This window comes from Nocardia sp. NPDC004711 (assembly GCF_053601595.1).
In genome coordinates this window covers 14,128-39,793 of record NZ_JBSGCB010000007.1, presented here as the reverse complement: position 1 = coordinate 39,793, position 25,666 = coordinate 14,128, and the positions used below count along the sequence as shown (strand labels likewise).

Annotated in this window: 26 protein-coding genes; 9 read left to right on the top strand and 17 right to left on the bottom strand. The window is 67.9% G+C overall.

What is annotated here, in order from left to right; all coding sequences use genetic code 11:
- The first annotated feature begins 24 nt into the window (after positions 1 to 24).
- The 4 genes from ACWEKS_RS08400 (at position 25) to ACWEKS_RS08385 (ending at position 3,627) form a co-directional block, all read left to right on the top strand.
- A complete protein-coding gene (locus tag ACWEKS_RS08400; RefSeq protein ID WP_452339465.1) occupies positions 25 to 156 on the top strand; it encodes a hypothetical protein in 132 nt (43 codons plus the stop codon).
- 86 nt (positions 157 to 242) lie between these two features.
- Positions 243 to 1,415 (top strand): TetR/AcrR family transcriptional regulator, encoded by a 1,173-nt coding sequence (locus tag ACWEKS_RS08395; RefSeq protein ID WP_452339464.1) that lies wholly within the window; start codon positions 243 to 245, stop codon positions 1,413 to 1,415.
- Between the two features lie 146 nt (positions 1,416 to 1,561).
- Positions 1,562 to 3,394 (top strand): acyl-CoA dehydrogenase, encoded by a 1,833-nt coding sequence (locus ACWEKS_RS08390; RefSeq protein WP_452339463.1) that lies wholly within the window; start codon positions 1,562 to 1,564, stop codon positions 3,392 to 3,394.
- Between the two features lie 5 nt (positions 3,395 to 3,399).
- Positions 3,400 to 3,627 carry a hypothetical protein gene (locus ACWEKS_RS08385; protein WP_452339462.1) on the top strand — a complete coding sequence of 76 codons (228 nt, stop codon included), beginning with the start codon at positions 3,400 to 3,402 and terminating at the stop codon, positions 3,625 to 3,627.
- Here ACWEKS_RS08385 and ACWEKS_RS08380 read toward each other — a convergent pair.
- From ACWEKS_RS08380 to tsaA, 10 genes are all read right to left on the bottom strand, one after another.
- Positions 3,624 to 4,616, bottom strand: coding sequence for an AraC family transcriptional regulator (locus ACWEKS_RS08380; protein WP_452339461.1), 993 nt, complete (start codon positions 4,614 to 4,616; stop codon positions 3,624 to 3,626). The genes ACWEKS_RS08385 and ACWEKS_RS08380 overlap by 4 nt on opposite strands.
- 120 nt (positions 4,617 to 4,736) lie before the next feature.
- Entirely contained in the window at positions 4,737 to 5,705 is a 969-nt protein-coding gene (locus tag ACWEKS_RS08375) for an alpha/beta hydrolase (protein ID WP_452339460.1), read from the bottom strand.
- A gap of 335 nt (positions 5,706 to 6,040) precedes the next feature.
- Positions 6,041 to 6,475, bottom strand: a complete 435-nt coding sequence (locus ACWEKS_RS08370; protein WP_452339459.1) for a hypothetical protein — start codon at positions 6,473 to 6,475, stop codon at positions 6,041 to 6,043.
- Between the two features lie 475 nt (positions 6,476 to 6,950).
- Positions 6,951 to 7,679 carry a rhomboid family intramembrane serine protease gene (locus ACWEKS_RS08365; RefSeq protein ID WP_452339458.1) on the bottom strand — a complete coding sequence of 243 codons (729 nt, stop codon included), beginning with the start codon at positions 7,677 to 7,679 and terminating at the stop codon, positions 6,951 to 6,953.
- Between the two features lie 205 nt (positions 7,680 to 7,884).
- Positions 7,885 to 9,189, bottom strand: coding sequence for a dihydrolipoamide acetyltransferase family protein (locus ACWEKS_RS08360; RefSeq protein WP_452339457.1), 1,305 nt, complete (start codon positions 9,187 to 9,189; stop codon positions 7,885 to 7,887).
- A 15-nt stretch (positions 9,190 to 9,204) separates the two neighbouring features.
- A complete protein-coding gene (locus tag ACWEKS_RS08355) occupies positions 9,205 to 10,188 on the bottom strand; it encodes an alpha-ketoacid dehydrogenase subunit beta (protein WP_379378293.1) in 984 nt (327 codons plus the stop codon).
- Positions 10,189 to 10,207: 19 nt separating this feature from the next.
- Positions 10,208 to 11,344, bottom strand: coding sequence for a pyruvate dehydrogenase (acetyl-transferring) E1 component subunit alpha (pdhA, locus tag ACWEKS_RS08350; RefSeq protein ID WP_452339456.1), 1,137 nt, complete (start codon positions 11,342 to 11,344; stop codon positions 10,208 to 10,210).
- Positions 11,345 to 11,355: 11 nt separating this feature from the next.
- Positions 11,356 to 12,831 (bottom strand): dihydrolipoyl dehydrogenase, encoded by a 1,476-nt coding sequence (gene lpdA / locus ACWEKS_RS08345; RefSeq protein WP_452339455.1) that lies wholly within the window; start codon positions 12,829 to 12,831, stop codon positions 11,356 to 11,358.
- A gap of 178 nt (positions 12,832 to 13,009) precedes the next feature.
- Positions 13,010 to 14,212, bottom strand: coding sequence for a PucR family transcriptional regulator (locus ACWEKS_RS08340; RefSeq protein ID WP_452339454.1), 1,203 nt, complete (start codon positions 14,210 to 14,212; stop codon positions 13,010 to 13,012).
- Between the two features lie 49 nt (positions 14,213 to 14,261).
- A complete protein-coding gene (gene tsaA, locus ACWEKS_RS08335) occupies positions 14,262 to 14,864 on the bottom strand; it encodes a tRNA (N6-threonylcarbamoyladenosine(37)-N6)-methyltransferase TrmO (protein WP_452339453.1) in 603 nt (200 codons plus the stop codon).
- 115 nt (positions 14,865 to 14,979) lie between these two features.
- Between tsaA and ACWEKS_RS08330 the strand changes: the two genes are divergently transcribed.
- From ACWEKS_RS08330 to ACWEKS_RS08320, 3 genes are all read left to right on the top strand, one after another.
- Entirely contained in the window at positions 14,980 to 15,846 is an 867-nt protein-coding gene (locus tag ACWEKS_RS08330) for a sigma-70 family RNA polymerase sigma factor (protein ID WP_452339452.1), read from the top strand.
- 136 nt (positions 15,847 to 15,982) lie between these two features.
- Positions 15,983 to 16,153 (top strand): hypothetical protein, encoded by a 171-nt coding sequence (locus tag ACWEKS_RS08325; protein ID WP_452339451.1) that lies wholly within the window; start codon positions 15,983 to 15,985, stop codon positions 16,151 to 16,153.
- Between the two features lie 119 nt (positions 16,154 to 16,272).
- Complete coding sequence (locus ACWEKS_RS08320) at positions 16,273 to 16,728, top strand: TY-Chap domain-containing protein (RefSeq protein ID WP_452339450.1); 456 nt, start codon at positions 16,273 to 16,275, stop codon at positions 16,726 to 16,728.
- A 36-nt stretch (positions 16,729 to 16,764) separates the two neighbouring features.
- Here ACWEKS_RS08320 and ACWEKS_RS08315 read toward each other — a convergent pair whose 3' ends face one another.
- The 6 genes from ACWEKS_RS08315 to glnA all read right to left on the bottom strand — a co-directional run bounded on the left by ACWEKS_RS08315 (position 16,765) and on the right by glnA (position 22,619).
- The gene (locus tag ACWEKS_RS08315; RefSeq protein ID WP_452339449.1) at positions 16,765 to 17,736 is read right to left on the bottom strand and encodes a hypothetical protein; all 972 of its coding nucleotides are present in this window, start codon (positions 17,734 to 17,736) and stop codon (positions 16,765 to 16,767) included.
- A gap of 207 nt (positions 17,737 to 17,943) precedes the next feature.
- Positions 17,944 to 18,813: a tyrosine-protein phosphatase gene (locus ACWEKS_RS08310; RefSeq protein ID WP_452339448.1), complete on the bottom strand. Its 870-nt coding sequence runs from the start codon at positions 18,811 to 18,813 to the stop codon at positions 17,944 to 17,946.
- A gap of 216 nt (positions 18,814 to 19,029) precedes the next feature.
- Positions 19,030 to 19,473, bottom strand: coding sequence for an SRPBCC family protein (locus tag ACWEKS_RS08305; RefSeq protein WP_452339447.1), 444 nt, complete (start codon positions 19,471 to 19,473; stop codon positions 19,030 to 19,032).
- 621 nt (positions 19,474 to 20,094) lie between these two features.
- Entirely contained in the window at positions 20,095 to 20,616 is a 522-nt protein-coding gene (locus ACWEKS_RS08300; RefSeq protein ID WP_452339446.1) for a hypothetical protein, read from the bottom strand.
- Between the two features lie 193 nt (positions 20,617 to 20,809).
- Entirely contained in the window at positions 20,810 to 21,004 is a 195-nt protein-coding gene (locus tag ACWEKS_RS08295; protein ID WP_452339622.1) for an isochorismatase family protein, read from the bottom strand.
- Between the two features lie 178 nt (positions 21,005 to 21,182).
- A complete protein-coding gene (gene glnA, locus ACWEKS_RS08290) occupies positions 21,183 to 22,619 on the bottom strand; it encodes a type I glutamate--ammonia ligase (RefSeq protein ID WP_452339445.1) in 1,437 nt (478 codons plus the stop codon).
- 450 nt (positions 22,620 to 23,069) lie between these two features.
- On the opposite strand from glnA, the gene ACWEKS_RS08285 reads away from it, so the two are divergent.
- Complete coding sequence (locus tag ACWEKS_RS08285; RefSeq protein ID WP_452339444.1) at positions 23,070 to 23,600, top strand: RDD family protein; 531 nt, start codon at positions 23,070 to 23,072, stop codon at positions 23,598 to 23,600.
- A 226-nt stretch (positions 23,601 to 23,826) separates the two neighbouring features.
- On the top strand, positions 23,827 to 24,714 hold the full coding sequence (locus ACWEKS_RS08280) for an alpha/beta hydrolase (protein ID WP_452339443.1): 888 nt from the start codon (positions 23,827 to 23,829) through the stop codon (positions 24,712 to 24,714).
- A 113-nt stretch (positions 24,715 to 24,827) separates the two neighbouring features.
- Here ACWEKS_RS08280 and ACWEKS_RS08275 read toward each other — a convergent pair whose 3' ends face one another.
- A complete protein-coding gene (locus tag ACWEKS_RS08275; protein WP_452339442.1) occupies positions 24,828 to 25,571 on the bottom strand; it encodes a DUF4191 domain-containing protein in 744 nt (247 codons plus the stop codon).
- Positions 25,572 to 25,666: the final 95 nt, after the last annotated feature.

The window sequence follows — 25,666 nt, the reverse complement described above, 5'->3', positions numbered from 1 at the left end:
GTACCAATAGGGAGTCTTCCCATCGTGAACGTCACTACAACCAACGAGCAGCTCTATCCCGAACCCCTGATCTTCGACCCCGATCGCTATGGTGGCGGCAAGCCCGGCTTCGCCTCCTGGCTGCCCTGCGGCGGCGGCATCGGCTGCCGTCGGTGAGCCCGAGAGCTGATCGGATGTCGGCACCGGCGCCCCGGCGGACGAGAACCGCCGCGACCAGGAAACGACCCCCGACCCGGCGTTCCATGATCTTGAACGCCGCACTGGACGCCTTCGCGCACGGTGGCTATCACGGCACCTCCATGTCCGATATCGCGGCGGCCGTGGGTATTTCGGCGCCGGCGCTGTACCGGCACTTCCGCGGTAAGCAGGAACTGCTCGGGCAGTGCCTGCTGGTCGGCCTCGACGACACCCTGACGCGGGTCGAGGCTGCGCACCGGGCCGACCCGTCGGGGGCGGCGGTACCGGCCGCTCTGGTCCGGGTCGCGCTCGAACTGCGTGAGCTGCCCAGGCTGTGGCAGTTGGAGTTCCGCAATCTGACGCCCGGTGACCGGACCGCGGTGCTGCTGCGCGCCGCCCGGCTCACCGGATACCTCAGGCACTGGATTCGCGGCTGCCGTCCCGAACTGAACGTCGCCGATGTCGAACTGCTGGGCTGGTGTGTGCTGTCGGTCGCGGTCAGCCCGTCCTATCACCGGACCGAGCTGCCGCTGCCGATCGCCGCGCAGCTGCTCGAATCCGTTGTCGCCGAAGTGATCCGGACCGAACTGCCGGATCGGACGGCGGGACGTCCGCTGACGCGATCCGCGCGGCTCGACGGTGCGAATACCGCACTGGATCGAGCGCTCCGGTCCGAGCGGATGCTCGCCGAGGCCGCCCGGCTGTTCAGCACCCGCGGTTTCGCCGCCGTCGGCATCGAGGACATCGGCGCGGCCGTGGGGGTCTCGGGACCCGCGCTGTACTACCACTTCTCGAACAAGGCCGAGCTGCTCGACCGGATCGTGCGCCGCCAGGACGAGTGGCTGCAGTTGACGCTGGTACGGGCGGTCGCGGAGACCCGCAGCGCCGAGGCGTCGATGCGCTCGCTGATGCGCAGCTTCGCGCGATTCGGCGTCGACGAACCGGACCTGCTGGCCATCACCGTCAGCGAAACCCGCCACCTGCCCACCGACGCGGTGCAGCGCTACCGGCGCGTCCGCCTGGACGGCATCGCCCAGTGGGGGCGCATGTTGCAGGCGGTCCGGCCCGAGATCCCGGCGGCGGTGGCGCGGCTGCTGATCCGCGCGTCCACCACGGTCGTCATCGAGGCCGTGCGCAATCCGCGGTTGCGGTGGCGTGACGATCTCGTCGACGTCCTGGTTGCTGTCGGCGAGCGGATCGAGGCGGCCCCGATCAGCGTCCGTGCGGCGGCCCGGTGAATTACACCACTTAGCGGCCGTTCACTTAATCGATTCGAATTGCCTGCTACCAGTGCGTGAATGGCGTGAATTGATACGGGTTCCTTACTTATCGGTCATTAACAAGCCATTGTCAGCCCGTTCCGTTTCTCGAAAAGTGGTGACTCGTGAGCCATTACAAGAGCAACGTCCGCGACCTCGAATTCAACCTGTTCGAGGTGTTCGGGCTCGGGACCGTCCTGGACGCGGGCGCCTTCGGTGACCTCGATGCCGGCACCGTGCGCACCATGCTGGCCGAGGCGGCCCGTCTCGCCGAGGGGCCGGTGGCGGCACCCTACGCCGAAACCGATCGCACGCCACCGGTTTTCGACGCGGCGGCACACGCGGTGCGGCTGCCCGAAGACTTCAAGCAAGCCGTCCGGGCCTGGTACGACGCGGACTGGTGGCGGGTGGGCAAGGCCGAGGAGATCGGTGGGATGCCGGCGCCCGCGATGGTCTCCTGGGCCATCTCGGAATTCGTGCTCGGTGCGCAACCGGCCGCCTACATGTACCTGATCGGCCCGATGATGGCCAATGTTCTCCACGGCGTCGGCACCGCGCAGCAGCGCCACTGGGCGAAGTTGATGACGGAGCGGAACTGGGGCGGCACCATGGTGCTCACCGAGCCCGACGCGGGCTCCGACGTCGGCGCGGGCCGGACGAAAGCCGTTCGGCAGGAGGATGGTTCCTGGCGGCTCGAGGGCGTCAAGCGCTTCATCACCGGCGCGGATTCCGACGATCTGTTCGAGAACATCGCGCACCTGGTGCTGGCGCGGCCGGAGGGCGCGGGTCCCGGCACCAAGGGCCTGTCCCTGTTCTTCGTGCCGAAGTTCCACTTCGATCCGCAGACCGGTGAGCTCCGCGACCGCAACGGCGTGTTCGTCACCAATGTCGAGCACAAGATGGGTCTCAAGGCCTCGGCCACCTGTGAGCTGACCCTCGGCGGGCACGGCGTTCCCGCGGTCGGCTGGCTCGTGGGCGAGGTGCACGACGGTATCGCGCAGATGTTCAAGGTGATCGAGGAAGCCCGGATGATGGTGGGCACCAAGGCGATCGCCACGCTGTCCACCGGCTACCTGAACGCGCTGGACTACGCGAAGCAGCGGGTGCAGGGCGCGGATCTGACCCGGCAGGCCGACAAGACGGCCCCGAAGGTGACGATCATCAACCACCCCGACGTGCGCCGATCCCTGCTGCTGCAGAAGGCCTACGCCGAAGGGCTGCGGTCGATCTACCTCTACACGGCCGGACATCAGAATGAGGTAGTAGCGCAACACATTTCCGGCGCGGGCCCGGAACTGGCCGCAGCCGTCAACGACCTGCTGCTGCCGATCGTGAAGGGGGTGGGCTCCGAACGCGCCTACCAGTATCTGGCGGAATCGCTGCAGACCCTGGGCGGTTCGGGCTTCTTGCAGGACTACCCGATCGAGCAGTACATCCGCGACGCCAAGATCGACTCGCTGTACGAGGGCACCACCGCCATCCAGGCGCAGGACTTCTTCTTCCGCAAGATCGCCCGCGATCGCGGCGTCGCCCTGGGACACGTGCTCGCCCAGGTGCGCCGGACCGCGGAAGCCGCCGGTCCGGAGCAGCTGAAGCTCGCCAAGGATCAGCTGTCGGTCGCGCTGGAACGGGTCCAGGACATGGCGGGGATCCTGACCGGCTATCTGCTGGCCGCCGGCGAACAGCCCGACGAGCTGTACAAGGTCGGTCTCGGCTCGGTCCGCTTCCTGCTGGCGGTCGGCGACCTCCTCATCGGGTGGCGCCTGCTCGCCGGCGCCGAAACCGCCCTCACCGCACTCGATTCGGACCCGGCCGAGACCGATCGCCGCTACTACGAGGGCAAGGTCGCCACCGCGACATTCTTCGCCCAGCAGGTGTTGCCCGGACTGGACGCCGACCTCGAGGTCCTCGCCGCGCTCGACAGCGAGATCATGACCCTCGAAGAATCGGCTTTCTGACCCCGGTGCGGAGTCACGAGTGGGCCATCGTCGAGTTCGCCCTGATCTGGCAGCCGTACGGTGGCCCCAACCCTGGGGACATCCTGGTCGAGTTCGGCATGACCGAACCCGTCTTCCGCGCGCGGATCCGTGCCGCCCTCTCGACTCGGGGAACGACGGCCGAGGAACCATTCCTCCGGCATGCGCGCTCGGCACTCTGGCCGTACCTGCGGGCGGCAGGTGTCGCCCGCTAGGCGGGTTGCAGCTGGCGGAAGGCGCGCGGGCCCATGCCCTTCCAGCGTCGGAAGGCCTGCGAGAAGCTCGACACCTCGAGATAGCCGAGGCGCTGCGCGATTTCGGCGACCGGCAGGCCCTGGGCCACCAGCATTTCTTCGGCGAGGCGTTCCCGTACCTCGTCCAGCAGGGCGCGGTAGGAGGTGCCCTCCTGGGCGAGGTGGTAGCGCAGGGTGCGTTCGCTCAGGTGCAGGGAGTCCGCGATGGCGACCGCGTCGGGGGGTTCGGTCAGGTGCTCGAGCAGGATATTGCGAACCTGTCCCGCGATGCCGGTGCGGGCACGGCGGCGGTCGAGCAGTTCGCGGCAGTGCTGCATGGCGATCGTGGCGGTTTGCTCGTTCGCCTGCGGCAGCGGGGCGTCGGCGAGCGCGCTGTCGAAGGCGATGATGTTCTCGTCCGCGTCGAATTCCGGTCGCATGCCGAAGATTTCCTCGTAGCGTGGCCGCGTGTCGGCCGGGGGAGCGGGGAAGGCGAAACTCACCCGGGTCAGGGCGGTGGGTACGGCGAGCAGATCGCGGTGCAGGGTCTGGATTCCCGCCATGTCGCGCTCGATGGTGAAGCGGCGCAACTCCGGCGGGATGCGCAGCGGTTCGAGGGCCAGCTCCAGATTCGCACCGGATTCGCGGTGGGTGGTCTCGCTCAGGGAGAAGCTCAGTTCGGCGAACTGGAAACCGACCCGGATGGCCGAGCGCAGGGTGGGGCTGCTGATCAGTGCGAAGCCCCACAGTCCGTAGGAGGTGAGCCGGAATCGGGTTCCCGCCGTGATTCCGAGGCCGGGCGGATCGCCGAGCTCCCGGACGAGGTTGGCGATGATGGCCAACTCGTCGGCCGCATCGACCTCCCCGCTGGGGTCGGCCAGTTGCGCCTCGGTGATACCGCTTGCCCGCAAACAGGTTTCGGTGGAGAGCCCGTGCTCCTCGCCGAGCCGGGTCATGAGCAGTGCGCCCATCGGCGAGCGCGGTACATCCCAGTGAACCACGGAGCTCCCATGAACCGGTTGGACACGTCCTTGCCGATTCTAGTAACTCCGTGGTTTCCGGGACGCGGTCCGTGTGACCGCGTGCACTCGCTACTGCGTGTACTTGGTGACGAACTCGGCGATGGCGTCCTGCATCTGCTGCAGGCCCGGCTCCTCGATCGGGTAGTGGCCGGCGTTGTCGAGCATGACCGTTTGCACCGGCACCTTGGTGATCGGATCGAGCACGGGCGTGCTCAGGTGCAACGGCGACCACCGGTCCTCCGCGGGCTGGGTGAGCAGTACCGGGCAGGCGTCGAAGTCCGCGGGTGCCACGGCCGGCTGGTAGCTCATGTAGGAGTCGAGGAACCGGATCGGCACCGAGTTGCCGCCCGAGGTCTTGTCGCGGGTCATAACCTTCAGTGCCGCTTTGTCGTTCACCAGCGCGGACATCTTGGAAGCCAACGTCATGGGGTACTTGAACCCCTTGGCCGGGGTGTGGGCCAGTGCGCCCATGAGCGGCCCGCCCAGCCGGGCGGTGACGATATCGTGCGCGGTCTCGTCCTTGACCTGCTGACTCCGCTGGTCGAGGAAGGTCATGCCGACGATGCCGCGCAGCGTGCCCTTGGGCGCCTTCGCCGCGACGTGGTAGGTGAGCATGCCGCCCGCGCTCAGGCCGTAGAGCACGATCGGCCGATCGTCGCGGGACTGCTCGTAGGCCAGGAAGTCCACCACCAGATCGACCCAGTCGTCATAGCTGGGGATGGTGCCCGGCGCGAGCCGGGTCAGGCCGTAGCCGAGGTTGTCGAGGGCGACGGTCTCGAAGCCGCGCTGCGCCAGCGGCGCGCCGAGAATAAGGCTCATCTGGCGGCCATTGGTGCCGACGCCGTGATGCAGGACGACTTTCGCCGCGGCATTCGGATTGCGGTAACGATCCAGGTGAACGGTATTTCCGCGCCATTCCCAGAAATCTTCTTCGGGCGCGGTGGTGTCGTCCAGCCGTAGCCGGGACGGCAGGAATTCCTGCAGGTCACGCCAAGCTTGCTGGTCTCGGTAGTACAGGGTCTGGGTCTTGGTGGTCATCGATTCGTCCTTTCGTTGAACGTTGTCGGCGTCCGTCCGGAATTCGATTTCGGTATCCGGTTTCGCGATTCATCGCGCTGATACGAATTTATGAATTCCGGACGGTTGGCCACAGGTTGCGGACGGCCGATGAGTTACTCGATTCGGCAAAGGGGGTCAGGAGCGGGCGAGGACATGGGCATTCGTTGCTCCGGGGTCAGCAGGGGGTGGACTGTTGCCACCCGCAGCCCAGGCCGCAGGTGACGACCAGGGTGGATTCCTTCTGCGGATTTCGGGCGATCAGGGTGAGCCGGGCTCGGCGGGCTGCGAGGCCACGCGCGATATCCCCGCGCAGGTCAAGAGGCGGCGGCGAGCGGCCGGTCGAAATCGATGGTGACCCCGGCGGCGGTCGCGGCCCGCTCGATGATCGCGCGCACCACGGATTCCGTCACCGCGACGAATTCCTCGGCCGGGCCGGGCATTTCGGCGGCCGACCACCAGTTCGCCGCGCCCTCCACCGCCCCGACGATCATCGAGGCGTAGAGGGATGCGTCGACCGTCGTTGTGGCGCCGGACGATTCGATGATCAGGACGACCAGATCGGCGACCTCGGCGCGGATAGCCTGCCAATTCTCGAGCGACTTGGCCGCCGGGCTCTCCGTGCCGAGGAACAGGAACCGCGCGATCTGCGGATGATCCACGATCAGCGCGGCGTATCCGGCGAGCGCGGCGTGCAGCATCGCCCCGGTGCTGCCCGCCGGTTGCCGGCGCCCCTCGGCCAGGCCGTGCACGATGTCCTGCTTGGCCCGATCCGCGATGGCGAGCGCCAGATCCGCCTTGTCGGCGAAGAACCGGTAGAGCGTGGGCTTTGGAGATCTTCGCCTCGGCGGCGATGGCGCGCATACTGGCCTGCGGTCCCTCGGCCTCGATCACGCGGATGGCCGCGTCGATCAGGGTGCGTCGCATCTCCACCCGATGTTCGGCCCATCGTTCGGTCCGGGCGTCGCCCACCATCCGCCTCTCCGACCGTCTGGGAGCAACGTGTTCAGCGCAAATTCACGTCTCGACCAGCGATGTTAGCAGGGCTCGAACGTCCGTCCGCGGCTCGGCAGGCCCGGCTACAGCACCACCGACAACGATCGCGCGGCGCTGAAGTCCACCCCCTTCGGTGCGCAGTGGCCGTCGTGGAGAGCGTCGACGCCGCCCAGGCCGGTCGACCGCGCCGCTTCCTGATCCAGCGCGGGGAATGCCCGGCGTCACCAGGCTTTACGCAGGTGAGCCCTGTGTGGAGGCGGCGGTTTCTTGGCGTCGGTGTTGACCGCCGGTGGCAGAAGTGGCCGCAACGGCGGTGCCGAGAATCAAGGCCGCGCCATGAATATTCGCAGTTGCAGCGAGGACCAGGCCGACAAGCACGAGCAGGCCTGCTACCGGGCGGCGAAGGTCCAGGCCACGCGCCGCCATCAGATTCGCGGGCCCGACGAGCAACGCGCATCCCAACACCGCAGGCAACCACGCTTGGTCTCCCAGGGTGGCGAACATGGCTGCGCTCCATAGCAATACGACGGTCTGCGACCAACGCGGCAGGCGTTCGTCCCGCCGCCACAACGCCACTGCGAGCCCTCCGGCAAGACCGCAATCGGCGATGGAGTTCCCACCGCCGACCGGCTGCCAGGCGTACGCGATGAACTCGACCACCAGCCCGATCCCGAAATACTGAACCAGCCAACGGGATTGCGGGAGCACCTGCTCGGCAAGCATGCCGAGGGCCAGCAAGAACGCCAGGTTCACTGCTGCGCCGACGAATCCGCCATCCTGCACGAACAGTGCTGTGCCCGAGCGCCACCAATCCCCCTGTAGCCCTGAGGGAGCACGCTCCAGGTGCGCCAGCGTGCCGGGTACGAGCCATTGCAGGACGTTCACCACGGCCGTCACCGCGAATACTCCGAAGGTCAGTTTAGGGAACCCCCGCAACCCCATGGATTCGAGAATAGGCACGCCCGAGGCTAGCCGTAGCGACGCGAAAAGCCGGATGGCGGGGACCGGCCGGGTAAACCCGGTCCACGCCATCCGGCGTTCACTACCCGCCGCCGGGTGAGTACGGCTGCCGGTCGCGCGGAGTGGCATGGGTAACCGCGCGCGCCGGGTGGCGGGCGACGTCGTCCGATCCTGGATCGAAAACCGGACGGCGATCGGGGCGTGACTAGGTCACGATGCGCAGCGGATGCTCGATGAGCTCCTTCAACTGCTGCAGGAAGCGGGCCGCGACGGCGCCGTCGATGGAACGGTGATCGGCCGACAGCGTGACGCGAAGGATCTTGCGCGCCACCACCTTCTCGCCGTCCAGCTTCAGCTCGTCCTGGGCCGCGCCGACCGCGAGGATCGCGGACTCCGGCGGGTTGATGACGGCGGTGAACTGCTCGATGCCGAACATGCCCAGGTTGGAGATGGTGAAGGTGCCACCGGACATGTCCTCGCCGCGCAGCTTGCGGTCGCGGGCCCGGGCGGCCTTGTCGCGGCCCTCGGCGGCGATGGCGGACACGCTCTTGCGGTCGGCGTCGTGGATGACCGGGACCAGCAGGCCCGCCTCGGTGGCGACCGCGATACCGATATTGATCGCGTTGTGCCGCAACAGCTTGTCGCCCGCGAAGGAGACGTTGACCGCCGGATCCAGGCGCAGCGCGGTGGCGACCGCCTTCACCAGCAGGTCGTTCACGCTGACCTTGCCGGAGCCGGTCTCCTCCAGGGTCTTGTTGATCTGCGCGCGGAACGCGAGCAGCTCGGTCACATCGATCGCACTGGTCAGATAGATGTGCGGGGCCTGCTGCTTGGACTCGGTGAGCCGCTGGGCCGAGACGCGCTGGATGGTGGTCAGCGGGATCTCTTCGTAGTCGCCGATGGCCGGAGCGATCGCGGGAGCCGGGGCGACGGGAGCCGGGGCGGCAGCGGCAGGCGCGGCCGGAGCGGCTGTGCTGCCCGCGTTTTCGACATCCTGCTTGGTGACGCGGCCGCCGGGGCCGGTGCCGGTCACGGCGGCGATGTCGACGCCGAGTTCCTTGGCGACCTTGCGGGCCAGCGGCGACGACTTCTTGCGCTCACCGGACTCGGCCGGAACCGCAGGGGCACTGCCGTTTCCGGCGGGAGGAGCCGAATTTTCCTGCGCGGTATCGGCCGTCGGAGCCGGAGCCGGAGCCGGAGCCGGAGCCGGAGCCGGAGCCGCGGGGGCGGGGGCGGGGGCGGGAGCCGCGGCCGGAGCCGGAGCCGACGCCCCGCTGCCGTCACCGAGAATCGCGATCGGCTCGCCGATGGCGACGGTGGTGCCGGGCGCGGCGATGATCTGCTCGAGCACGCCGTCCTCGTAGGCCTCGAGCTCCATCAGCGCCTTGTCGGTCTCGATCTCGGCGAGGATCTCGCCGGCCTTGACCTGGTCGCCGACCTGCTTGAGCCAGGCCGAGACGATGCCCTCCTCCATGGTGTCGGAGAGCCGGGGCATGGTTACTTCAGGCATGATTCCTTCCGGTTCTCAGCGTCGCTTGCCCACGGCGGCAAGGGTTTCGAGGGCGGCCCTGTAGAGGGAGTCCGGCGAGGGGAGCGCCAGCTTCTCCAGGGGCTTGGCGTAGGGCAGCGGCACCTCGGCCATGGCCACCCGGCGCACCGGGGCGTCGAGGTAGTCGAACGCACCGTCGGAGATGGAGGCCGCGACCTCCGCGCCGATGCCGTAGGTCAACCAGTCGTCCTCGCCGATGACGGCGCAACCGGTCTTCTTGACCGAGGCGACAATGGTGTCGCGATCCAGCGGCCGCAGGCTGCGCAGGTCGACGACCTCCGCCGAGATGCCCTCCGCGGCAAGCTTTTCCGCGACCTGGGTGCACACGGTGGCCATGCGCGAGTAGCCGATGAGCGTGATGTCGGTGCCCTCGCGGGTGACCGCGGCCTTGCCGATCTCGGCGGGCGGCAGGTCGTCCGGCACCTCGCCCTTGGTGTTGTAGAGCGAGAGGTTCTCCAGGAACAGCACCGGATCGTCGTCGTCGATGGCGGCCTTGAGCAGCGCCTTCGCATCCGCGGGCGTGCTCGGCGCGACCACCTTCAGGCCCGGCACGAACGCGTAGTACAGCTCGATGTTCTGCGAGTGCGTCGCGCCGAGCTGCTGGCCGCCGCCACCGGGGGTGCGGATGACCATCGGCACCGACGTCTGCCCGCCGAACATGCCGTAGATCTTGGCGGCGTGATTGACGATCTGGTCCAGCGCCAGCAGCGAGAAGTTGATCGTCATGATCTCGACGACCGGGCGCAGGCCCAGCATGGCGGCGCCGATGGCCGCGCCGACGAAACCCTCTTCGGCGATCGGGGTGTCGCGCACCCGCTTCTCGCCGAACTCGGCCAGCAGGCCGGCGGTGATCTTGTAGGAGCCCTCGAAGACGCCGATCTCCTCCCCGATGAGGAGGACGTCGTCGTCGCGCCGCATCTCCTCGCGGAGGGTCTCGCGCAGCGCTTCACGGTAGGTCATGACAGCCACGGTGATGTCCTTAGGCGGTGAAGAGCGGATCGCCGGGCAGGCGATGGGAATCGCCCGCGACCGGGGTCGCGTAGTTGTAATCGAACAGGGTGGCCGGGTCCGGGTGCGGGGACTGATCGGCGAAATCGACCGCGGCGCGGACGCGTTCCTTGACGTCGGCCTCGATGGCGGCGGCGGAATCCTCGCTCAGCACGCCCGCGTCGAGAAGACGGTTGTGCCACAGCACGATCGGGTCGTGCTCGACGGCGGTGGAGACGGCGTCCTCGGTGCGGTACTTGGCCGGGTCGACGACCGAGTGGCCCTTGAGGCGGTAGGAGACGGCCTCGAGCAGCGCGGGCTTGCCCTCGCGGCGGGCGGTCTCGATGAGATCGCTCGCGACCTCGCGCACGGCCAGCACGTCGGTGCCGTCCACACGCTCACCCCGCATGCGGTAGGACGACGCCCGCTTCCACAGATCCGGTTCGGCGGAGGACTTCTCGACGGTGGTGCCCATGCCGGTCTGGTTGTTGATGACCAGGAACACGACGGGCAGGTTCCACAGCGCCGCGATGTTCAGCGACTCGTGGAAGGCGCCGATATTGGTGGTGCCCTCACCCATCTGGCACACCACGACGTCGTCGCCGCCGCGGTAGTCGATGGCCAGCGCCGCGCCGATGGCGAGCGGAACCTGGCCGCCGACAATAGCGTATCCGCCGAGCAGGCGGGTCTCGGTGTCGTACATGTGCATCGACCCGCCCCAGCCCTTGGAGGTACCGGTGGAGCGGCCGTACAGCTCGGCCATGACGCGGCCGGGCTCGATGCCCTTGGCCAGCGCGTAGCCGTGCTCGCGGTAGTTGGTGAACAGATAGTCGGTGGGGCGCATGGCCTTTCCGACGCCGACGACGGTGGCTTCCTCACCCAGGTTGAGGTGGCAGTAGCCGCCGATCTTGGCCTGCTGGTACGCCTGCGCGGTGCGCTCCTCGAAGCGGCGGATGAACAGCATGTCGGTGTACAGCTCGCGCAGCGTGTCCGCATCCGCGCCGCCGAAATCGGCTCCGCCGAGGAGGTTTTCCGATACGGCCTGGTCGGCCGGGCGGGTCGCCTTGCGCGACGTCTTGCGCGGCGCGGCGGTGGTCTTGGTCAGCTCCGCTGAAGTGGTCGTGGTCATGACGGAACTCCTCAACGCTTCCGGGGCGGCGCGACGTGAACCGGCAGGCCCAGCCCGACCAGGGCGGCCTCCATGCCGATCTCGCCGAGGGTGGGGTGGGCGTGAATGGTGTCGGCGAGCTCGTCGAGGGTCGCCTCCAGCGAGATCGCCAGGGCCCCTTCGGTAATGAGATCGCTGGCCGACGGGCCGATGATGTGCACGCCCAGCACCTCCTGGTGCTGCTTGCCCGCGACGATCTTCATGAAGCCTTCTTGATCGCCGAACGACTTGGCCCGGCCCAGTGCCGCGAACGGGAACTTCGCGGTGATGACGTCGTGGCCCGCGGCTTTCGCGGCGTCCTCGGTGAGGCCGACGCTGGCGATCTCCGGGTGGGTGAAGGTCGCGGCGGGGATGACGTTGTAGTCGAGGTGGGCGTCGTGGCCGGCGATGGTGTCGGACGCGACCAGGCCCTGATGCGAGGCGACGTGCGCGAGCAGCGCCTTACCGGTGACATCGCCGATGGCGTACACGTGCTCGACGGCGGTGCGCAGTTGCGCGTCGACGGGGATGAAACCCCGTGCGTCGGTGTCGATTCCGGCGACGTCCAGGCCCAGCCCGGCGGTATTGGGGCGGCGGCCGACGCCGACCAGCACCACGTCGGCGGCGAGCTCCTGCGCCTGCGGGCCGCCGACGGTGACGGTGAGGCCAGTGCCGCCCTGGGCGATGGCGGTGACCGTCGCGCCGGTCAGCACCTTGATGCCGCGCTTGGTGAACGAGCGCACCAGGGCGGTGCCGATCTCCTTGTCTTCCAACGGAACCAGGCGATCCTGCATCTCGACCACGGTGACATCGCTGCCGAACTCGTGGAACAGGTTGGCCCACTCCGCGCCCACCGCGCTGCCGCCGATGACGACCAGGCGCTTCGGCACCTCGGTGAGGCCGAACGCGCCGTCGGAGGTGATCACGCCCGGCAGATCCGCGCCCGGGATCGGGAGCACGGCCGGGATCGAACCGGTGGCGACGATGACATCCTTCGCGCTCACGGTCCGGACGGCGTTCGCGGTCGGGGCGGCGGCGTAGCGCGGACCGCCCTCGAAGATCGGCGACGGACCGGCCTCGACGATCTCGACCGTGGTCGGCGACGTGCTGTCGACCTTTTCGAAGAAACGCGCGTGGCCCTCGATGACGGTCACGCCATTGGCCTTCAACAGACCCGCGACACCGTCGGTCAGCTCCTTGACGATGCCGTCCTTGCGCTGCCGCACCGCGGCGTAGTCGAAGCGCAGGTTATCGGCGTAGATGCCGAAATCGGCGGCGTGCGCGACGGTGTGGAAGACCTCGGCGGAGCGCAGCATGGCCTTGGTCGGGATGCAGCCCCAGTTCAGGCAGACGCCGCCCGGGCGTTCCTTCTCGGCCAGGGCCACTGTCAGGCCCCGCTGGGCGGCGCGGATGGCGGCGACGTAACCGCCCGGACCGCCGCCGATCACCAGAAGATCGAATTCCGGCACTCGTGGTGCTCCTCGTTCTCGATTGCTCTCGTAACCCGCCATCGGTTGTGATGCGAGTCATTCCGATCGAGTCTGTCGGTCACCAAATGCACAATCAATGCACTGGAAGCCCATATATGACAGGGCGCGGCTGGGCGCAGAGCACAATTAGTACCCGTGAGTAGCGGGCTTCGGCGGCTCAGTCGCGGTCGGCGCCGGCCAGTCCCAGAGCGGCCAGGGCGAGGGAAAGCTCCAGGTAGGCCCGCTGCCCCTCGAGCGGGCGGCCGAGCAGCAGGGTGATGCGCTGCAGCCGGTTGATGACCGTGTTGCGATGGCAGTGCAACTTCGGCGCGGCATTGGCCGCCGAGCAGTCCTCGGCCAGCCAGACGGTCAGTGTGCGCAGCAGAATGTCGCGCTCCTTGGGCGGCAGGTCCAGCACCGGGCCGAGGGTGCGCGCGACGAGCAGATCGGTGAGATCGGGGGAGCGCAGCAGCAGCGCCTCCGGATAGCGCTCGTCCAGCGAAACCAGCAGCCCCTGCTGATCGCCGGGCACGGTGTCCAGCGCGAGCACCGCCAGCCCGTGCGCGGTATCGATGCCCGCCAGGCCCGGCACCGCCGGCGAGACCCCAGCCCGCCCCCGGATCAGCGGCCGAAGCTGGTGCAGCACAGCCGAACTCCCGCGATGCTCGAGCGACACCAGCCCCACCGTGGAATCCACCCGCTCGTGCCACACCGAGCGGATCCCCGACACTCCCAGCGCCGCCTCCGCCCCCATGTGCAGCCGCGGCCCGCCCTCACCGCGCGCCACCACCACCAGGTACGCCCCGTTCGCGGGCAGATTCAGCTCGCGTCCCGCCCGCGCGGCGAAGGTGGCGTCGTGCGCCCGCCCCGCCAGCAGATCCTCGATCAGCGAATGCCTGCGCCGCTCATCGCTGCGCACCCGGTCGAGTTCGGTGTTCCGGTACGAGGTGACCAGTGCCGACGACATGCCGTCGACCACCGCCCACATCGCCGAACCGACCTGCCGGGTCTCCGCCGAGCCGATGTCATCGGCCTTGTCCAGCAACGCTTCCCAGACGATCTGGCCGCCCAGCCGGAAGGTCCGCAGCATGGCCTCCAGCGGCACGCCCTGCTCGGCCCGCCGCCGCCCGATGGCCGCGGCCACATCGTCCCCGTCCGGATCCGGCGGCTGCCCGCCCAGCAGATCCAGGATTCGCGTCAGATACCGCCGGCACCCGTCCCGCAGGTCCGCCCGCGGCACCGCCGTGTAGTCCGTCCACCCCGGATTGTCGGTGAAGATGGCCGCGATCAGCTGCTTGGTCAATGCGGGCACCTCGGCCTGACACGCCGCGGCCAGCCGCTGCGTGCCGACCGCCGGGATCGGATGCCTGGGTGCCGCCATGACCCTCAACCTACGCCGGACCCGCGGCCGGCCGCCCCAGCCGGGCCGGTCAGCGGGTTTCGACGTTGCCCAGGACCGGCTTGATGTCGAGGACGGGGGTGCCGTCGATGGCTTCCAGGCCGGCGACGCCGAGGACCTCGGGGGACACCGTGGTGATGGTGACCTCGTGCAGGCCGATCGGGTTGGGGCGGTCGGGGGAGCGGGTGGCGAAGACGCCGGTGGGCGGCCGGGTGCGGTCGCCGCGGGGATGGACCGCGAGGACATCGCGGCTCCCGGCGTGCAGCCAGGTGAGCAGGACGACGCGCATACCCGGGTGCAGATCGGCTGCGGCCGCGGCGAATTCGGGGGCGAGGACGATATCGGCGGGTGGGGCGTCCTCGTCGGCCTGGCGCGGTGCGCCGGTGCGGTCGGTGAGCGGGGAGCGGACCCGGCCCACCGGTCGCACCTCGAAGTGATCGGGGTTGTCGGAGAGTTCCGAGGACAAGATCGTCTGCTCCTTCCACCGTGGCGATGCGGCGGCCATGCCGCGCGGGTCGAGGCCGGCGTTCCGGCCATTGCCGTTATAGCCGACGTGATGGGCGGCGTCCATGATCGGATCTTCGCCGCGGGCGATGGCGAATCGGCTCTCGACCCCTCCGAACTGGTGCTTCATCGACGCTGTCACATTCGGCCCGGTTGCTCGGTCGTGGAGATGTGGGCCCCGATTTTCCGGACGCGCCCGCACGGTTCGGATGGACCGACCGGTCGTGATCGAGGAGACTTCGGCAATGGGCAACGAGCGTGACGAACTGGACCTGGTGGCACGGGAATTCGAGCTGCAGCGCGGCCGGCTGCAGGCGCTCGCACAGCGCATGCTCGGCTCCTCCGCCGAAGCCGAGGACGCCGTCCAGGAAGCCTGGCTGCGGCTGAGCCGCTCCGAGACCGATGAGATCGACAATCTGGCCGGCTGGCTCACCACCGTCGTCTCCCGCGTCTGCCTGAACATGCTCCAGTCGCGCGGCACCCGGCGCGAGGACGCGCTCGCGGACTACGACGCGCCGGTAGCCGCCTTCGGCCCGGAACAGGAAGCGCTGCTGGGCGATTCGATCGGCGCCGCGCTGCTGGTGGTGCTCGACACCCTGACCCCCACCGAGCGGCTCGCCTTCGTCCTGCACGACATGTTCGCCGTCCCGTTCGAGGATATCGCCCCCATTCTCGGCAAAACCGCCGCCGCCGCCCGGCAGCTCGCCAGCCGCGGCCGGCGCCGCGTGCGCGGCGTCGACGAGATCGCCGTCGACCGCGAACGCCAGCAGGAAGTGGTCAACGCCTTCCTGACCGCCTCCCGCGGCGGCGACTTCGCCGCCCTGCTGGAACTGCTCGACCCCGACGTGGTGGTGCGCGCCGATGCCATCGGCGTCACCATGGGCGCGGACCCCGAAGTCCGTGGCGCACAGGCGGTCGCGACCACCTTCGCGGGGCGTGCCAAGGCCGCCCGCCCGGCCCTCGTCGACGGCCTCGCCGGCCTGGTGTGGTCGACCGGCGGCACCCCGCGCGTCGTCTTCGATTTCACGGTCGTCGACGGCCGCATCACCGCCATCGAAATGCTGGCCGACCCCGATCTGCTGGGCGACCTGAATCTCGAAATCCTCGGCTGAGAGCGGCCGTCAGGGAATCGTCGATCCGCGCACCGGCGAGCAAATCTTCACGAGAGATTAACGGCCACACCGATGTTCGATGGGCAGAATGAATTGTCGAACATCCTGACACGTCGAGGGGAGTGCAATGAACGCAATGGCCGCTCCGGCGCCGGCCGCGTCGATTCCGGTCTTCGACTCGGTATCGCGGCGGGTGCGGGAATTGTTTGCCCGCCAGCTGCTCCCGTCGTGGGAAAGCGACGAGCGAATGCTGGCCCGCACACCCCTCGCCGTACTCGGCCCCGCTCCGATATCCCACCAGCGGTAAGTCGATCACCCGGAAGCCGCGACGGTCCTCCAGTCGACGCCGCCGCGGTTTCCGCTGATCGGACTGGGCGCCACGGTTTTTCGCCGACGCCATGTTTTGACGGCGTATGATCGGCCGCGATGGGCACCCGGAGCCAGCCCCTGCAAGTTGTCACAACCGACTGGGACGTGTTTGTGCACGGCCTGGCCGGCTGCCTTGCGAAATTACCCTCCCGCGCCACCGTCATCCTCGCCGCGACCGGCAATCGCTACGTGCAATTCCAGCAGTTCGACATCAAACTCTCCGCCGAACTCACCGGCAATTACTATCTCGCCGAACCGATTTCCGAGACCGCCGACCGCCTCCTGCGCGAGCTGGGCTGGACCGCGCCCACCCTCCAGCACGAAATCGAGAACTGGCGCCGCACCATGCACTGGCCGATCACCCGCACCGGCTTCGAGGACCTGGCCCGCTCGGCCGCCCGCGGCCTGCACGAGGCCCTCGGCGTCCCCACCCCCGACGACCTGCGCGCCACCGGCTGGACCGAGACCACCGCCCTGGACCTCTCCGCGTTCGCCGCGCCACCCCGCCCCTGATCTGCCCGCGGCCGGGCCATGTCCGGCGCTTCAGGTTCACTCGGGCCAGGTGGCTCGACCCCAATTGATCAGGGACACCATGTCGTCGCCGCTCGCGAGGGCATGGTCGAGGTCGCCGTCGACGCTCTCCGCGCCCGATACGACACCGCACAGCCGGACATCGCCGTCGTCGAACCAGGAGAAGAAGATCTCACCCGCGTCGCCGTCATCGAGGCTCGCCCCGATCTCGATGTACCAGTCGTCGTCGTCCTCGTGATCGTGTTCCACGCTCTGGTTGATCCATACCGCCGGACGCGTCCCGCCACCCATGTCGGCCGGGTAGCCGATGCTGTGCCAGACCTGGAGCCCGCGCCAGTTGTCCGCGAACGAGGTGGCGCCCAGGAACCCGAGCCGATGGCCCATGGGCTCGAACAACCGGCACAGCATGAAGTCGTGCCCGGCGCCGTATTCGGTGTCGCGCCCGTCGTTGTAGTGCGCCAGATCGCTGATATTGCTCGAACCGAACGGCGCGTTCGGATCGGCGCCGCTGTCGAAGTGCGGCGAGAAGGTCATCCACCAGCTGCCCCGGGCGATGCTCTGGCTCGGCCGCAGCTGGTCCGCGGTCAGCACGAGCCGGGCGCCGACCAGCACGCCGGATCCCGCCATGCCGTCACTGTTGGTGACCCGCCCGGTCAGAATCCACGGCCAGGTGTGATCGGTCAGCAGGTGCCGCCGATCGCCGGAAGACGCGAACGGCGGCCGGCAGTCACCGGTGAGTCCGCGCGAATATGCGTGCAGTGCAACGGTTTCCGTGTGTGGTCGGGTATGAACCGGCATATCCTTCGGCAGGAATCCGGCCAGTTGCTCCGGTGCGTGCTCGCCGCGTCCCCGGCGCGGCAGTGCGACCACGCCGCGACCGGTCCGGTGTGGCGTCGTCGCGGCTCTGGACCGGCCGCTCCGCTCGAACTCGCCCGCGCAGGTCTCGAACTCCGCGGCAGTGAGCCGTCGGCGTTCCGAGAGACGCTTCATGGTGCATCCCTCCCGAAATGAGTGACGAACAGGGTTGTGACGACTACGATCCTGCGCCGAACCGGTCGCACCGACACGGGTAGCGCGATACCCGAATCGGGCGGCTGTTGCTACTCGCGCGGATCGGGCCGCATCCTGGCCGCGAGCCGCTTTCCGGATGACCAGGGCCCCGCCGCAGCTGCTGCGACGGGGCCGGTGGTGGTGGGCTCAGCCCACCAGGTTGTGGTGGAGGCGGAGGATGGTGCCGGCGTCCAGGCCCAGGCCCTTGGTGAGGAAGTGGTCGAAATCGCCGTACTGCTGGTTCATCTGGTTGACGGCGGTGTCCAGGTACTCGTCACTCACTACCTGCAGCGGGATCAGCAGGTCGGGGTTCTGCATGATCCCGGCCGCCTTCAGCTGGGCCCGCTGGGCGGCGTCGGCCGCGGCACGGTACTGGTTGGACAGCAGGTAGTCCTGGCGCGCGATGGTCTCCGGTACACCTACCGCGCGCAGCAGCACATACGTCATCCAGCCGGTCCGGTCCTTGCCCGCCGTGCAGTGGTAGAGCGTCGCCCCGCTGGCGGCCGCGATGTCCTTGATGGTCTGACCGAACTTGGCCACCGAATCCGCGCTCAGGAAGCTGACATAGGCGTCCTTCATCATCTGCTCGGCCTTGCCGTCCCCGAGCGCGGCCTGCTGCTGCACCGGATCCTTGGATCCGATGGCCTGCGCCATCTTCAAGTACATGCCGCCGTCGTCGATGGGCCGCGCCACCGCGGTCAGCCCGGCCGGCAGCCGGTCCGCACCCTGCGCCTGCACCTCGGCCTGCGTGCGGAAGTCGATCACCTTCTGAATGCCCAGCGTGTCCAGCTTCTGGACATCGGCATCGGTCAGCTTGTTCAGCGCATCGGCCCGAATCACCTTCCCGGACCGCGTCGGGTCCCCGGTATAGGTGATATACCCGCCCACATCCCGGACATTCACCGCCCCCTGCAGCGTGATCTGAGTGGCATCCGCCCGCATGATCGGCGCGGCCACAGCCGTCGGCAGCCCTCCTACGCCGAACACCGCGGCGGCAATAGCAGTCAAAGCGAACACTGAAACACGAAGTCGTGCAAAACGTTTGGTTTTCACAGCCCGGGACGCTAGGGGTGCTTACGCGTCCCCCGCAGTCCTACCCACGGTTCCTCCCACCCACCGAACCTCCCACCCCACCCACCGGGACCACGCCTGGACCGCCACCAATGCCCTTGCAGCCCAGTGAATTTCGCGCAACCATGTGCGAGTTTCCTGGCATGACAGCCCTCGGTAGTGTCACGGGGTGGCTTCGAGGATTTCCTTGAGCTTCTTCAGATCCTGACGATTGGCATGCCGCATGGCCGGCACCATCAGCGGGCCGATGAAACGGGAGAATCCGGCAGGCTCACCGCGATTGCGCAGAGTCACCGTGGTCGCGCCGCTCGCGGTGTCCTCGAACGCGTACGTGGTCTCCATCGGAAACGGCCCGTCGGCAGTCCGCATGACCAGCAGACGGCCAGGCTCGAACTCGGTCACCGCGTAGGTATAGGCGAGCGAACGACCCAGGAACCGAGCCTCGAACGCCATCTCGGACCCGATCGCCAGCGGTCCCGGCGTTCGCACCGCCACCGACCCGATGTTCTTGTACCAGACCGGGGCATTCGCCGGATCCATGGTGTACTCCGCGACCCGCGCCCGGGGCCGCGCGATCTCGATCGTGGTCACCACGTCCACAGGCATGGGCCGATCATAGGCCCGCACCCGGTCGTTCCGGGGTGCGCACTACCCGCGTAACCGGGCGGAGCCCCCAACCGCGATGCGGCTGGGGCTCCTGAGATCGCTTGCGACCCGACGATTTACCGAACACCGATGTCCGTTCCGGGAACACCGGATCCGCAAGTGAATCCCCGTCATGCGGAACCCGTGCCGATCTCGCATCAGATGCGAGCGATGGGACGGCATGATCGACCGTTGCCCCTTGCCGACGTATTCGGATCGAGTCCGTAAGCTGTTGCAAGACAGCTGATTACAGCTCATGCGCCCGCATTTTCGGCGAAAACTCTCGCCATCGCTGCTGGTCAAGCCATTGTCGTTGTCCGGCGGAGCGCTACCTAATCGGTCCATCGTCCGTGAGGGCCTGCAGTGCCGGAACCCTCACTTCCGGAGCCGCAAGGTATCCGGCAACCCGCTGCTGCCGACTCGGCGTCGGGTGCGGCTTTCTCGCATCCGATGCCGAGGCATATATCGACGTTGGATTTTCGGCGAGTCCGGGACCCTGGTCCTTCGGGGCCCGCAAGGCCGGAAACTGGATATCGGTGAGGACGTTCGTCGCTTCCTCGGCGAAGGTGTCGTGACGCCGAATCACTGCGACACGACGTGGCCGCCGGTGCTGCCGGTCTGGAACCCGTTCAGGATCGCTTCGATCGGATTCGCGATGGCGGAACTTCCGCTGGAGTTCATTGGGAGAAGTCCGGTCGATGAGCTTCCGGTGGTGCCGTTGTACCTGTAGTCGGTTGACTGCTGGCTGGTCGTGCCGTCGGCGTTCTTCTGGTAGACGACGATGTGCTGGTCGCCGTCTACCAGGTTGAGTTGGACGGTGACGCCGTAATTGGCGCCGTTGACACCGTTGCAACACGGTTTCAGCGCAAATGGACTGCCTCCCAGCGTGACTCCGTTGGCCACTATCGTCACTGGCGTCGAAGTCGTCGCCTGCACGGTGATATATGCCCCCCAGCACCCTCCGACGTCACTGACGTGGCAATACGCCTGGGCGGAGACGAGGTTGGCCGAGGCCGGGGCTGCTCCCACCAAGAGCCCGGCCGCAGCGGCGGACGCCATGGCGAGAGTGCTCAATCCCTTGTGGGACAGCGCTTTCACGTTCATCGGTGGTCGATCTCCTTGCCTGATTCCCCGGGGGTTTGGTCACCGCCGTCCGGGGCAGCGTATCCACCGATCACATCAACTGAAATGTTAATACTTCAAATAGCCAGGCCCCCAATTATCGGGGCGACATCGGTGAGGGCGGTGACCGGCATCAGCAGGGGTCCGGACTACGCAAGGAACTGGCTTTTCTCGATCACGCGGTGGCCGCCGCCACTGCTAGATCGCCCCTACCGGGGGATATGCCGAACTTCGTTGGATTCTCGGCGACCGCATCCCGCACAACCCAGGGCATGAAACCGAACTCGAAGGCGTCCAGAGCCGTTTTCAGAACACCTGCGTCAGTAGCGATTCCGCAGATGGCGAAGTCGGTGACACCGAGCTCGCCCAGCAGCGCCAGGCCCTCCTCGGGTCGTTCAGGCGCGAATGCGGCACAAGAACGCGAAGACAGTCATAGGCGATAGCCGATACAAGAAGCGGCGGTGGACATCCGGAAGATGTCCACCGCCGCTTCTTTTTGCCTACTGCGTACCGAACGCGAGAGTCAACCGCGTTCGTGCAGGCCAGGATTACACGTCGAAGTACAGCTCGAACTCGTACGGGTGCGGCCGCAGGTTGACGGGCGCGATTTCCTGGGTGCGCTTGATGTCGATCCAGGTCTCGATCAGGTCCTCGGTGAACACGCCACCCTCGGTGAGGTAGTCGTGGTCTTCCTCGAGGCGGTCGATGACCGACGCCAGCGAGGTGGGGGCCTGCGGGATGTTCTTGGCCTCCTCCGGCGGGAGCTCGTAGAGGTCCTTGTCGACCGGGGCCATCGGCTCCAGCTTGCGCTTGATGCCGTCCAGGCCGGCCATCATCATGGCGGCGAAGGCCAGGTACGGGTTACCCGAGGAGTCCGGCGCGCGGAACTCGATGCGCTTGGCCTTCGGGTTCGAGCCGGTGATCGGGATACGGATCGCGGCCGAGCGGTTGCGCTGCGAGTACACCAGGTTGATGGGGGCCTCGTAGCCCGGCACCAGACGGTGGTAGGAGTTCACGGTCGGGTTGGTGAACGCCAGCAGCGACGGGGCGTGGTGCAGGATGCCGCCGATGTAGTGACGCGCCAGATCCGACAGGCCCGCGTAGCCGGACTCGTCGTGGAACAGCGGCTTGCCGTCCTTCCACAGCGACTGGTGGGCGTGCATGCCCGAGCCGTTGTCGCCGAAGAGCGGCTTCGGCATGAAGGTAACGGTCTTACCCTCCTGCCACGCGGTGTTCTTCACGATGTACTTGAACAGCTGCAGGTCGTCAGCGGCGCCCAGCAGGGTGTTGAAGCGGTAGTTGATCTCGGCCTGACCGGCGGTGCCGACCTCGTGGTGGCCGCGCTCCAGGTCGAAGCCCGCGTTCTGCAGGTTGGTCGAGATCTTGTCGCGCAGGTCGACGTAGTGGTCGTACGGGGCAACCGGGAAGTAACCACCCTTGTTGCGGACCTTGTAGCCACGGTTCGGGGTGCCGTCGGCGTTGTACTCGGCGCCGGTGTTCCAGGAGCCCGAGATCGAGTCGATCTCGTAGAAGGCGCCGTTCATGGCCGAGTCGTAGCGGATCGAGTCGAAGATGTAGAACTCGGCCTCGGCACCGAAGTAGCAGGTGTCGGCGATGCCGGTCGAACGCAGGTACTCCTCGGCCTTACGCGCGATGTTGCGCGGGTCGCGGGAGTAGGCCTCGCGGGTGAACGGGTCGTGCACGAAGAAGTTCATGTTCAGCGTCTTCGCGGCACGGAAGGGATCGATCCGAGCAGTGCTGTAATCGGGCAGCAGCAGCATGTCCGACTCGTCGATCGACTGGAAGCCGCGCACCGACGAACCGTCGAACGCGAGGCCCTCTTCGGCGAGATCAGCGGTGAACGCCTTCGCCGGGATCGAGAAGTGCTGCTGCACACCGGGGAGGTCGGTGAACCGAACGTCGACGTACTCGAGCTCCTCCTCCTTGATGTACTTGATGACCTCGTCGGCCGTGCTGAACGCCACTTAGTACTCCTTACGGATCGGTTCCCAGCCAGTGGTGACTGCATGGGTTCGTCGCGACCACACGGTATGGACGCGGTGTTTCCCTGCAATCAAGGCTGTGTTTCGCCAGTGTTACACGCACTGCTGGCCGGGGGTTCGGCGGTGCCCCCGGGTTCGCGAAGACGCCGCAGCGGTCGCCGAGCAATGCTCGACCAGCAGGGACATCCTGCCACCGACCTGCCCGAAGCGGCTGTTAAGACTCTGAAAAATTAGGGGCCTTGCCAAGTCCGGCCCGGCCATCGTGACAATCCTCACCGTCGGGCATCCACCTGGCAATCTCGGATGCCGAGCGATTGCGCGGCCGTCCGGGACCGGGTGAACAGCTAGGACGCACCCATATATGGTTCCGTCCTCGCACCACGACCGGCAGGGGTGCGAAACCGGCCCGCCGACGCCGCATAAGCTGGGCCCATGGCTCGCATCACCGGCTCCTGGCTGTCCGGACCGAACGCCGAATCCGGAGACAACCCGCCCGGTGACTACCAGGGCAAGGAACTCGGCCTGCCGCCGTCCGGACCCGGCGCGCTCGCCCCCTTCACCCGCCGCGTCCTGGCGCTGCTCGTCGACTGGTTCATCTCGATGGGCCTGGCCGCGATCATCGTCCGGCCCAATGCCGAGCACATCATCTCGAAGATGACCATTCCGAAGGGCCAGCAACCGCCCTCGCACTTCGAGGTCATCACTCAGGCGCTGTCGACGCCGACGCTGCTGGTGTGGTTCGTGCTGGGGATCGCCGCGGTCACGCTGTTCGGCTTCACACCCGGGCAGTACTTCCTGAAGCTGCGGGTCAGCCGGGTCGATGCCGAGGCGCCGGTCGGTTTCATTCGCGCCCTGGTCCGGCAGCTCATCCTGCTGTTCGTCATCCCCGCCCTGTTCACCGACAGCGACGGCCGCGGCATGCACGATCGCGCCACCGGCACCGCCCTCGTCTACAGCCGCTGACCCGCGCCGCGGACTTCCGCGCGGATTGATTCGAACCCCAGCACAACGCGCGCATCAGCCTGCGCCGGGCCTGTGACCTGCGATGCTGTTGGTGCAGTGTGCGGCAGGACGTTGCCAAATGTTCACCGCAGTTTGCTTTGGATCGGTATGGTGACGGCGATTTGCCGTGACGCAGCCGCCAGGTTGACGTCGGGTGGATAGCTGATGTTGTGCTGATGGAGGATCGATGGTCGAGGGCTACCCGGCTGCCGCGTGGAGAATCAGCCGGCGGTCCCTGTTCGCGGCCACCGGCCTGCTCGGCCTGGCCGGCGCCTGCGCGGCCGTCAGCGCGGGCGGCAATGCGGCGGTCGACCCGGCGGAGATCGGGCAGACCGCGGCCGGCATCACCCCTGTCGTCCGGGTGGAACGGGTCTACTCGGCCGCCCGCCGCCGCGACGTGGACCTGGTCACCATCCTGCCGCCCGGCGTCCCCACCGAGAACCTGCCCGTGTCGCTGCTGCTGCACGGCCTGCACGGCACCGCCCGCACCGCGGCCGTCGGCAATATCGGCGACGTGCTGGCCGCCGGGGTCGCCACCCGGTTGTCCCCGGCCTTCGGTTTCGTGGCGCTCGACGGCGGCGACAACTACTGGCACGACCACGGCACCGGCGACGATCCAATGTCCATGCTGCTCAACGAGGTTCCCGGCTGGCTGGCGCAGCGCCGCCTGGGCGCACCGGGCGGCCTGCCGTTCGCCTGCACCGGCACCTCCATGGGTGGCTTCGGCGCGCTGGTGTACTCGCGCCGCCGCTTCGAACAGGGCCGGCCGCTGAACGCGGTTGCCACCATGTCGCCGGGGCTGCTCACCTCGTGGACCGAAATGGCCAAACGGAACGCCTTCATCGACGCCGATCAGTGGGCGGCACTCGACCCGCTGCGCAACCTCGACAAGGCGGGCCCGGCCCCCGTCGGCGTATGGTGCGGCGACCGCGACCGCTTCATCGACGGCTGCCGCCGCTACATCGCCACCGCCCACCCCGAGGTCGGCCTGGTCACCCCGGGCACCCACGCCGACGAGTACTGGCGCACCGTCACCCCGGACGTCGTCCGCTTCCTCTCCCGCTACGTCGGCTGATCGTCCGGTACGACCCCGCCGGGCGTGCGAGCGTCAGGCCTTGTGGCCGAACGCATTTCGGAAACGAACGAGGCCCGCGTCCTGGGGACGCGGGCCTCGAAGGTTCCGGTGGGTCAGCGGCGGCGGATGCTGCGCTGCACGCCGCGCATCTTGGCGCCGCTCGGCAGCGGGCCCTTGGGAAGGGCCGGGCCGCCACGGGTGGCCAGCGCGGACAGCCGGCCCTCGATGAGGTCCATGCGCTTGGCGTCGATATTGCGGGGGAGCTTGGTCAGGTAGCGCTGCAGTTCCTTCAGCGGCACCTGGTCCTGCTCGTTGCCGATCACCACGTCGTAGATCGGGGTGTCGCCGACCAGGCGGGAGACCTTCTTCTTCTCCTGCGCGAGCAGGGATTTCACGCGCTGCGGCGAACCCTCCGCGACCAGGATGACACCGGGCAGGCCGACCACGCGGTGCACGGCGTCGAGCTGGGTGGTGGCGGCGACGCCGGGGGAGACCCGCCACTTGCCCTGCAGGTTGTCCAGCACCCAGGCGGCCGCGCCGGCCTGGCCCTCGGCCTTGGCGTACACGTTCTTCTGGACCCGGCGGCCGAAGATGATGAACGCGGCCAGCGCGCCCAGCAGCAGGCCGATCGGCAGCAGGAACCACTGCATGCCGAAGATCAGGCCGATCACCAGGAACAGCACGGTCACGCCGACGAAGGCGCCGATCATCAGCGGCAGCAGCAGCTTGTCTTCCTTGCGCTGCATCTGGAATGCCTGCCAGAGTTGCTGGCGGCGCTCCTTCGACGCCTGTTTGCGCGCCGCCTTCGCCGCGGCCTTCGCTTCCTTCGACGGATTACCGCCCTTGCCTGCTGCCATGGCGTCCAGCTTAATGGCCGGGTGCGCCCGGTTCGCGACGGGATCATCGGGACGGTGAGCGGCCGGTACCGCGGCGACGGCCGTCATCTCACCCA

Bases quoted from the DNA above. Each gene is read 5' to 3' on its own strand.
- ACWEKS_RS08395 (WP_452339464.1), top strand. From the start codon at position 243: ATGATCTTGAACGCCGCACTGGACGCCTTCGCGCACGGTGGCTATCAC.
- ACWEKS_RS08380 (WP_452339461.1), bottom strand. From the start codon at position 4,616: ATGGGCGCACTGCTCATGACCCGGCTCGGCGAGGAGCACGGGCTCTCC.
- ACWEKS_RS08375 (WP_452339460.1), bottom strand. From the start codon at position 5,705: ATGACCACCAAGACCCAGACCCTGTACTACCGAGACCAGCAAGCTTGG.
- ACWEKS_RS08360 (WP_452339457.1), bottom strand. From the start codon at position 9,189: ATGCCTGAAGTAACCATGCCCCGGCTCTCCGACACCATGGAGGAGGGC.
- ACWEKS_RS08355 (WP_379378293.1), bottom strand. From the start codon at position 10,188: ATGACCTACCGTGAAGCGCTGCGCGAGACCCTCCGCGAGGAGATGCGG.
- pdhA (WP_452339456.1), bottom strand. From the start codon at position 11,344: ATGACCACGACCACTTCAGCGGAGCTGACCAAGACCACCGCCGCGCCG.
- ACWEKS_RS08340 (WP_452339454.1), bottom strand. From the start codon at position 14,212: ATGGCGGCACCCAGGCATCCGATCCCGGCGGTCGGCACGCAGCGGCTG.
- tsaA (WP_452339453.1), bottom strand. From the start codon at position 14,864: ATGAAGCACCAGTTCGGAGGGGTCGAGAGCCGATTCGCCATCGCCCGC.
- ACWEKS_RS08330 (WP_452339452.1), top strand. From the start codon at position 14,980: ATGGGCAACGAGCGTGACGAACTGGACCTGGTGGCACGGGAATTCGAG.
- ACWEKS_RS08325 (WP_452339451.1), top strand. From the start codon at position 15,983: ATGGCCGCTCCGGCGCCGGCCGCGTCGATTCCGGTCTTCGACTCGGTA.
- ACWEKS_RS08320 (WP_452339450.1), top strand. From the start codon at position 16,273: ATGGGCACCCGGAGCCAGCCCCTGCAAGTTGTCACAACCGACTGGGAC.
- ACWEKS_RS08315 (WP_452339449.1), bottom strand. From the start codon at position 17,736: ATGAAGCGTCTCTCGGAACGCCGACGGCTCACTGCCGCGGAGTTCGAG.
- ACWEKS_RS08305 (WP_452339447.1), bottom strand. From the start codon at position 19,473: ATGCCTGTGGACGTGGTGACCACGATCGAGATCGCGCGGCCCCGGGCG.
- ACWEKS_RS08300 (WP_452339446.1), bottom strand. From the start codon at position 20,616: ATGAACGTGAAAGCGCTGTCCCACAAGGGATTGAGCACTCTCGCCATG.
- ACWEKS_RS08285 (WP_452339444.1), top strand. From the start codon at position 23,070: ATGGCTCGCATCACCGGCTCCTGGCTGTCCGGACCGAACGCCGAATCC.
- ACWEKS_RS08280 (WP_452339443.1), top strand. From the start codon at position 23,827: ATGGTCGAGGGCTACCCGGCTGCCGCGTGGAGAATCAGCCGGCGGTCC.
- ACWEKS_RS08275 (WP_452339442.1), bottom strand. From the start codon at position 25,571: ATGGCAGCAGGCAAGGGCGGTAATCCGTCGAAGGAAGCGAAGGCCGCG.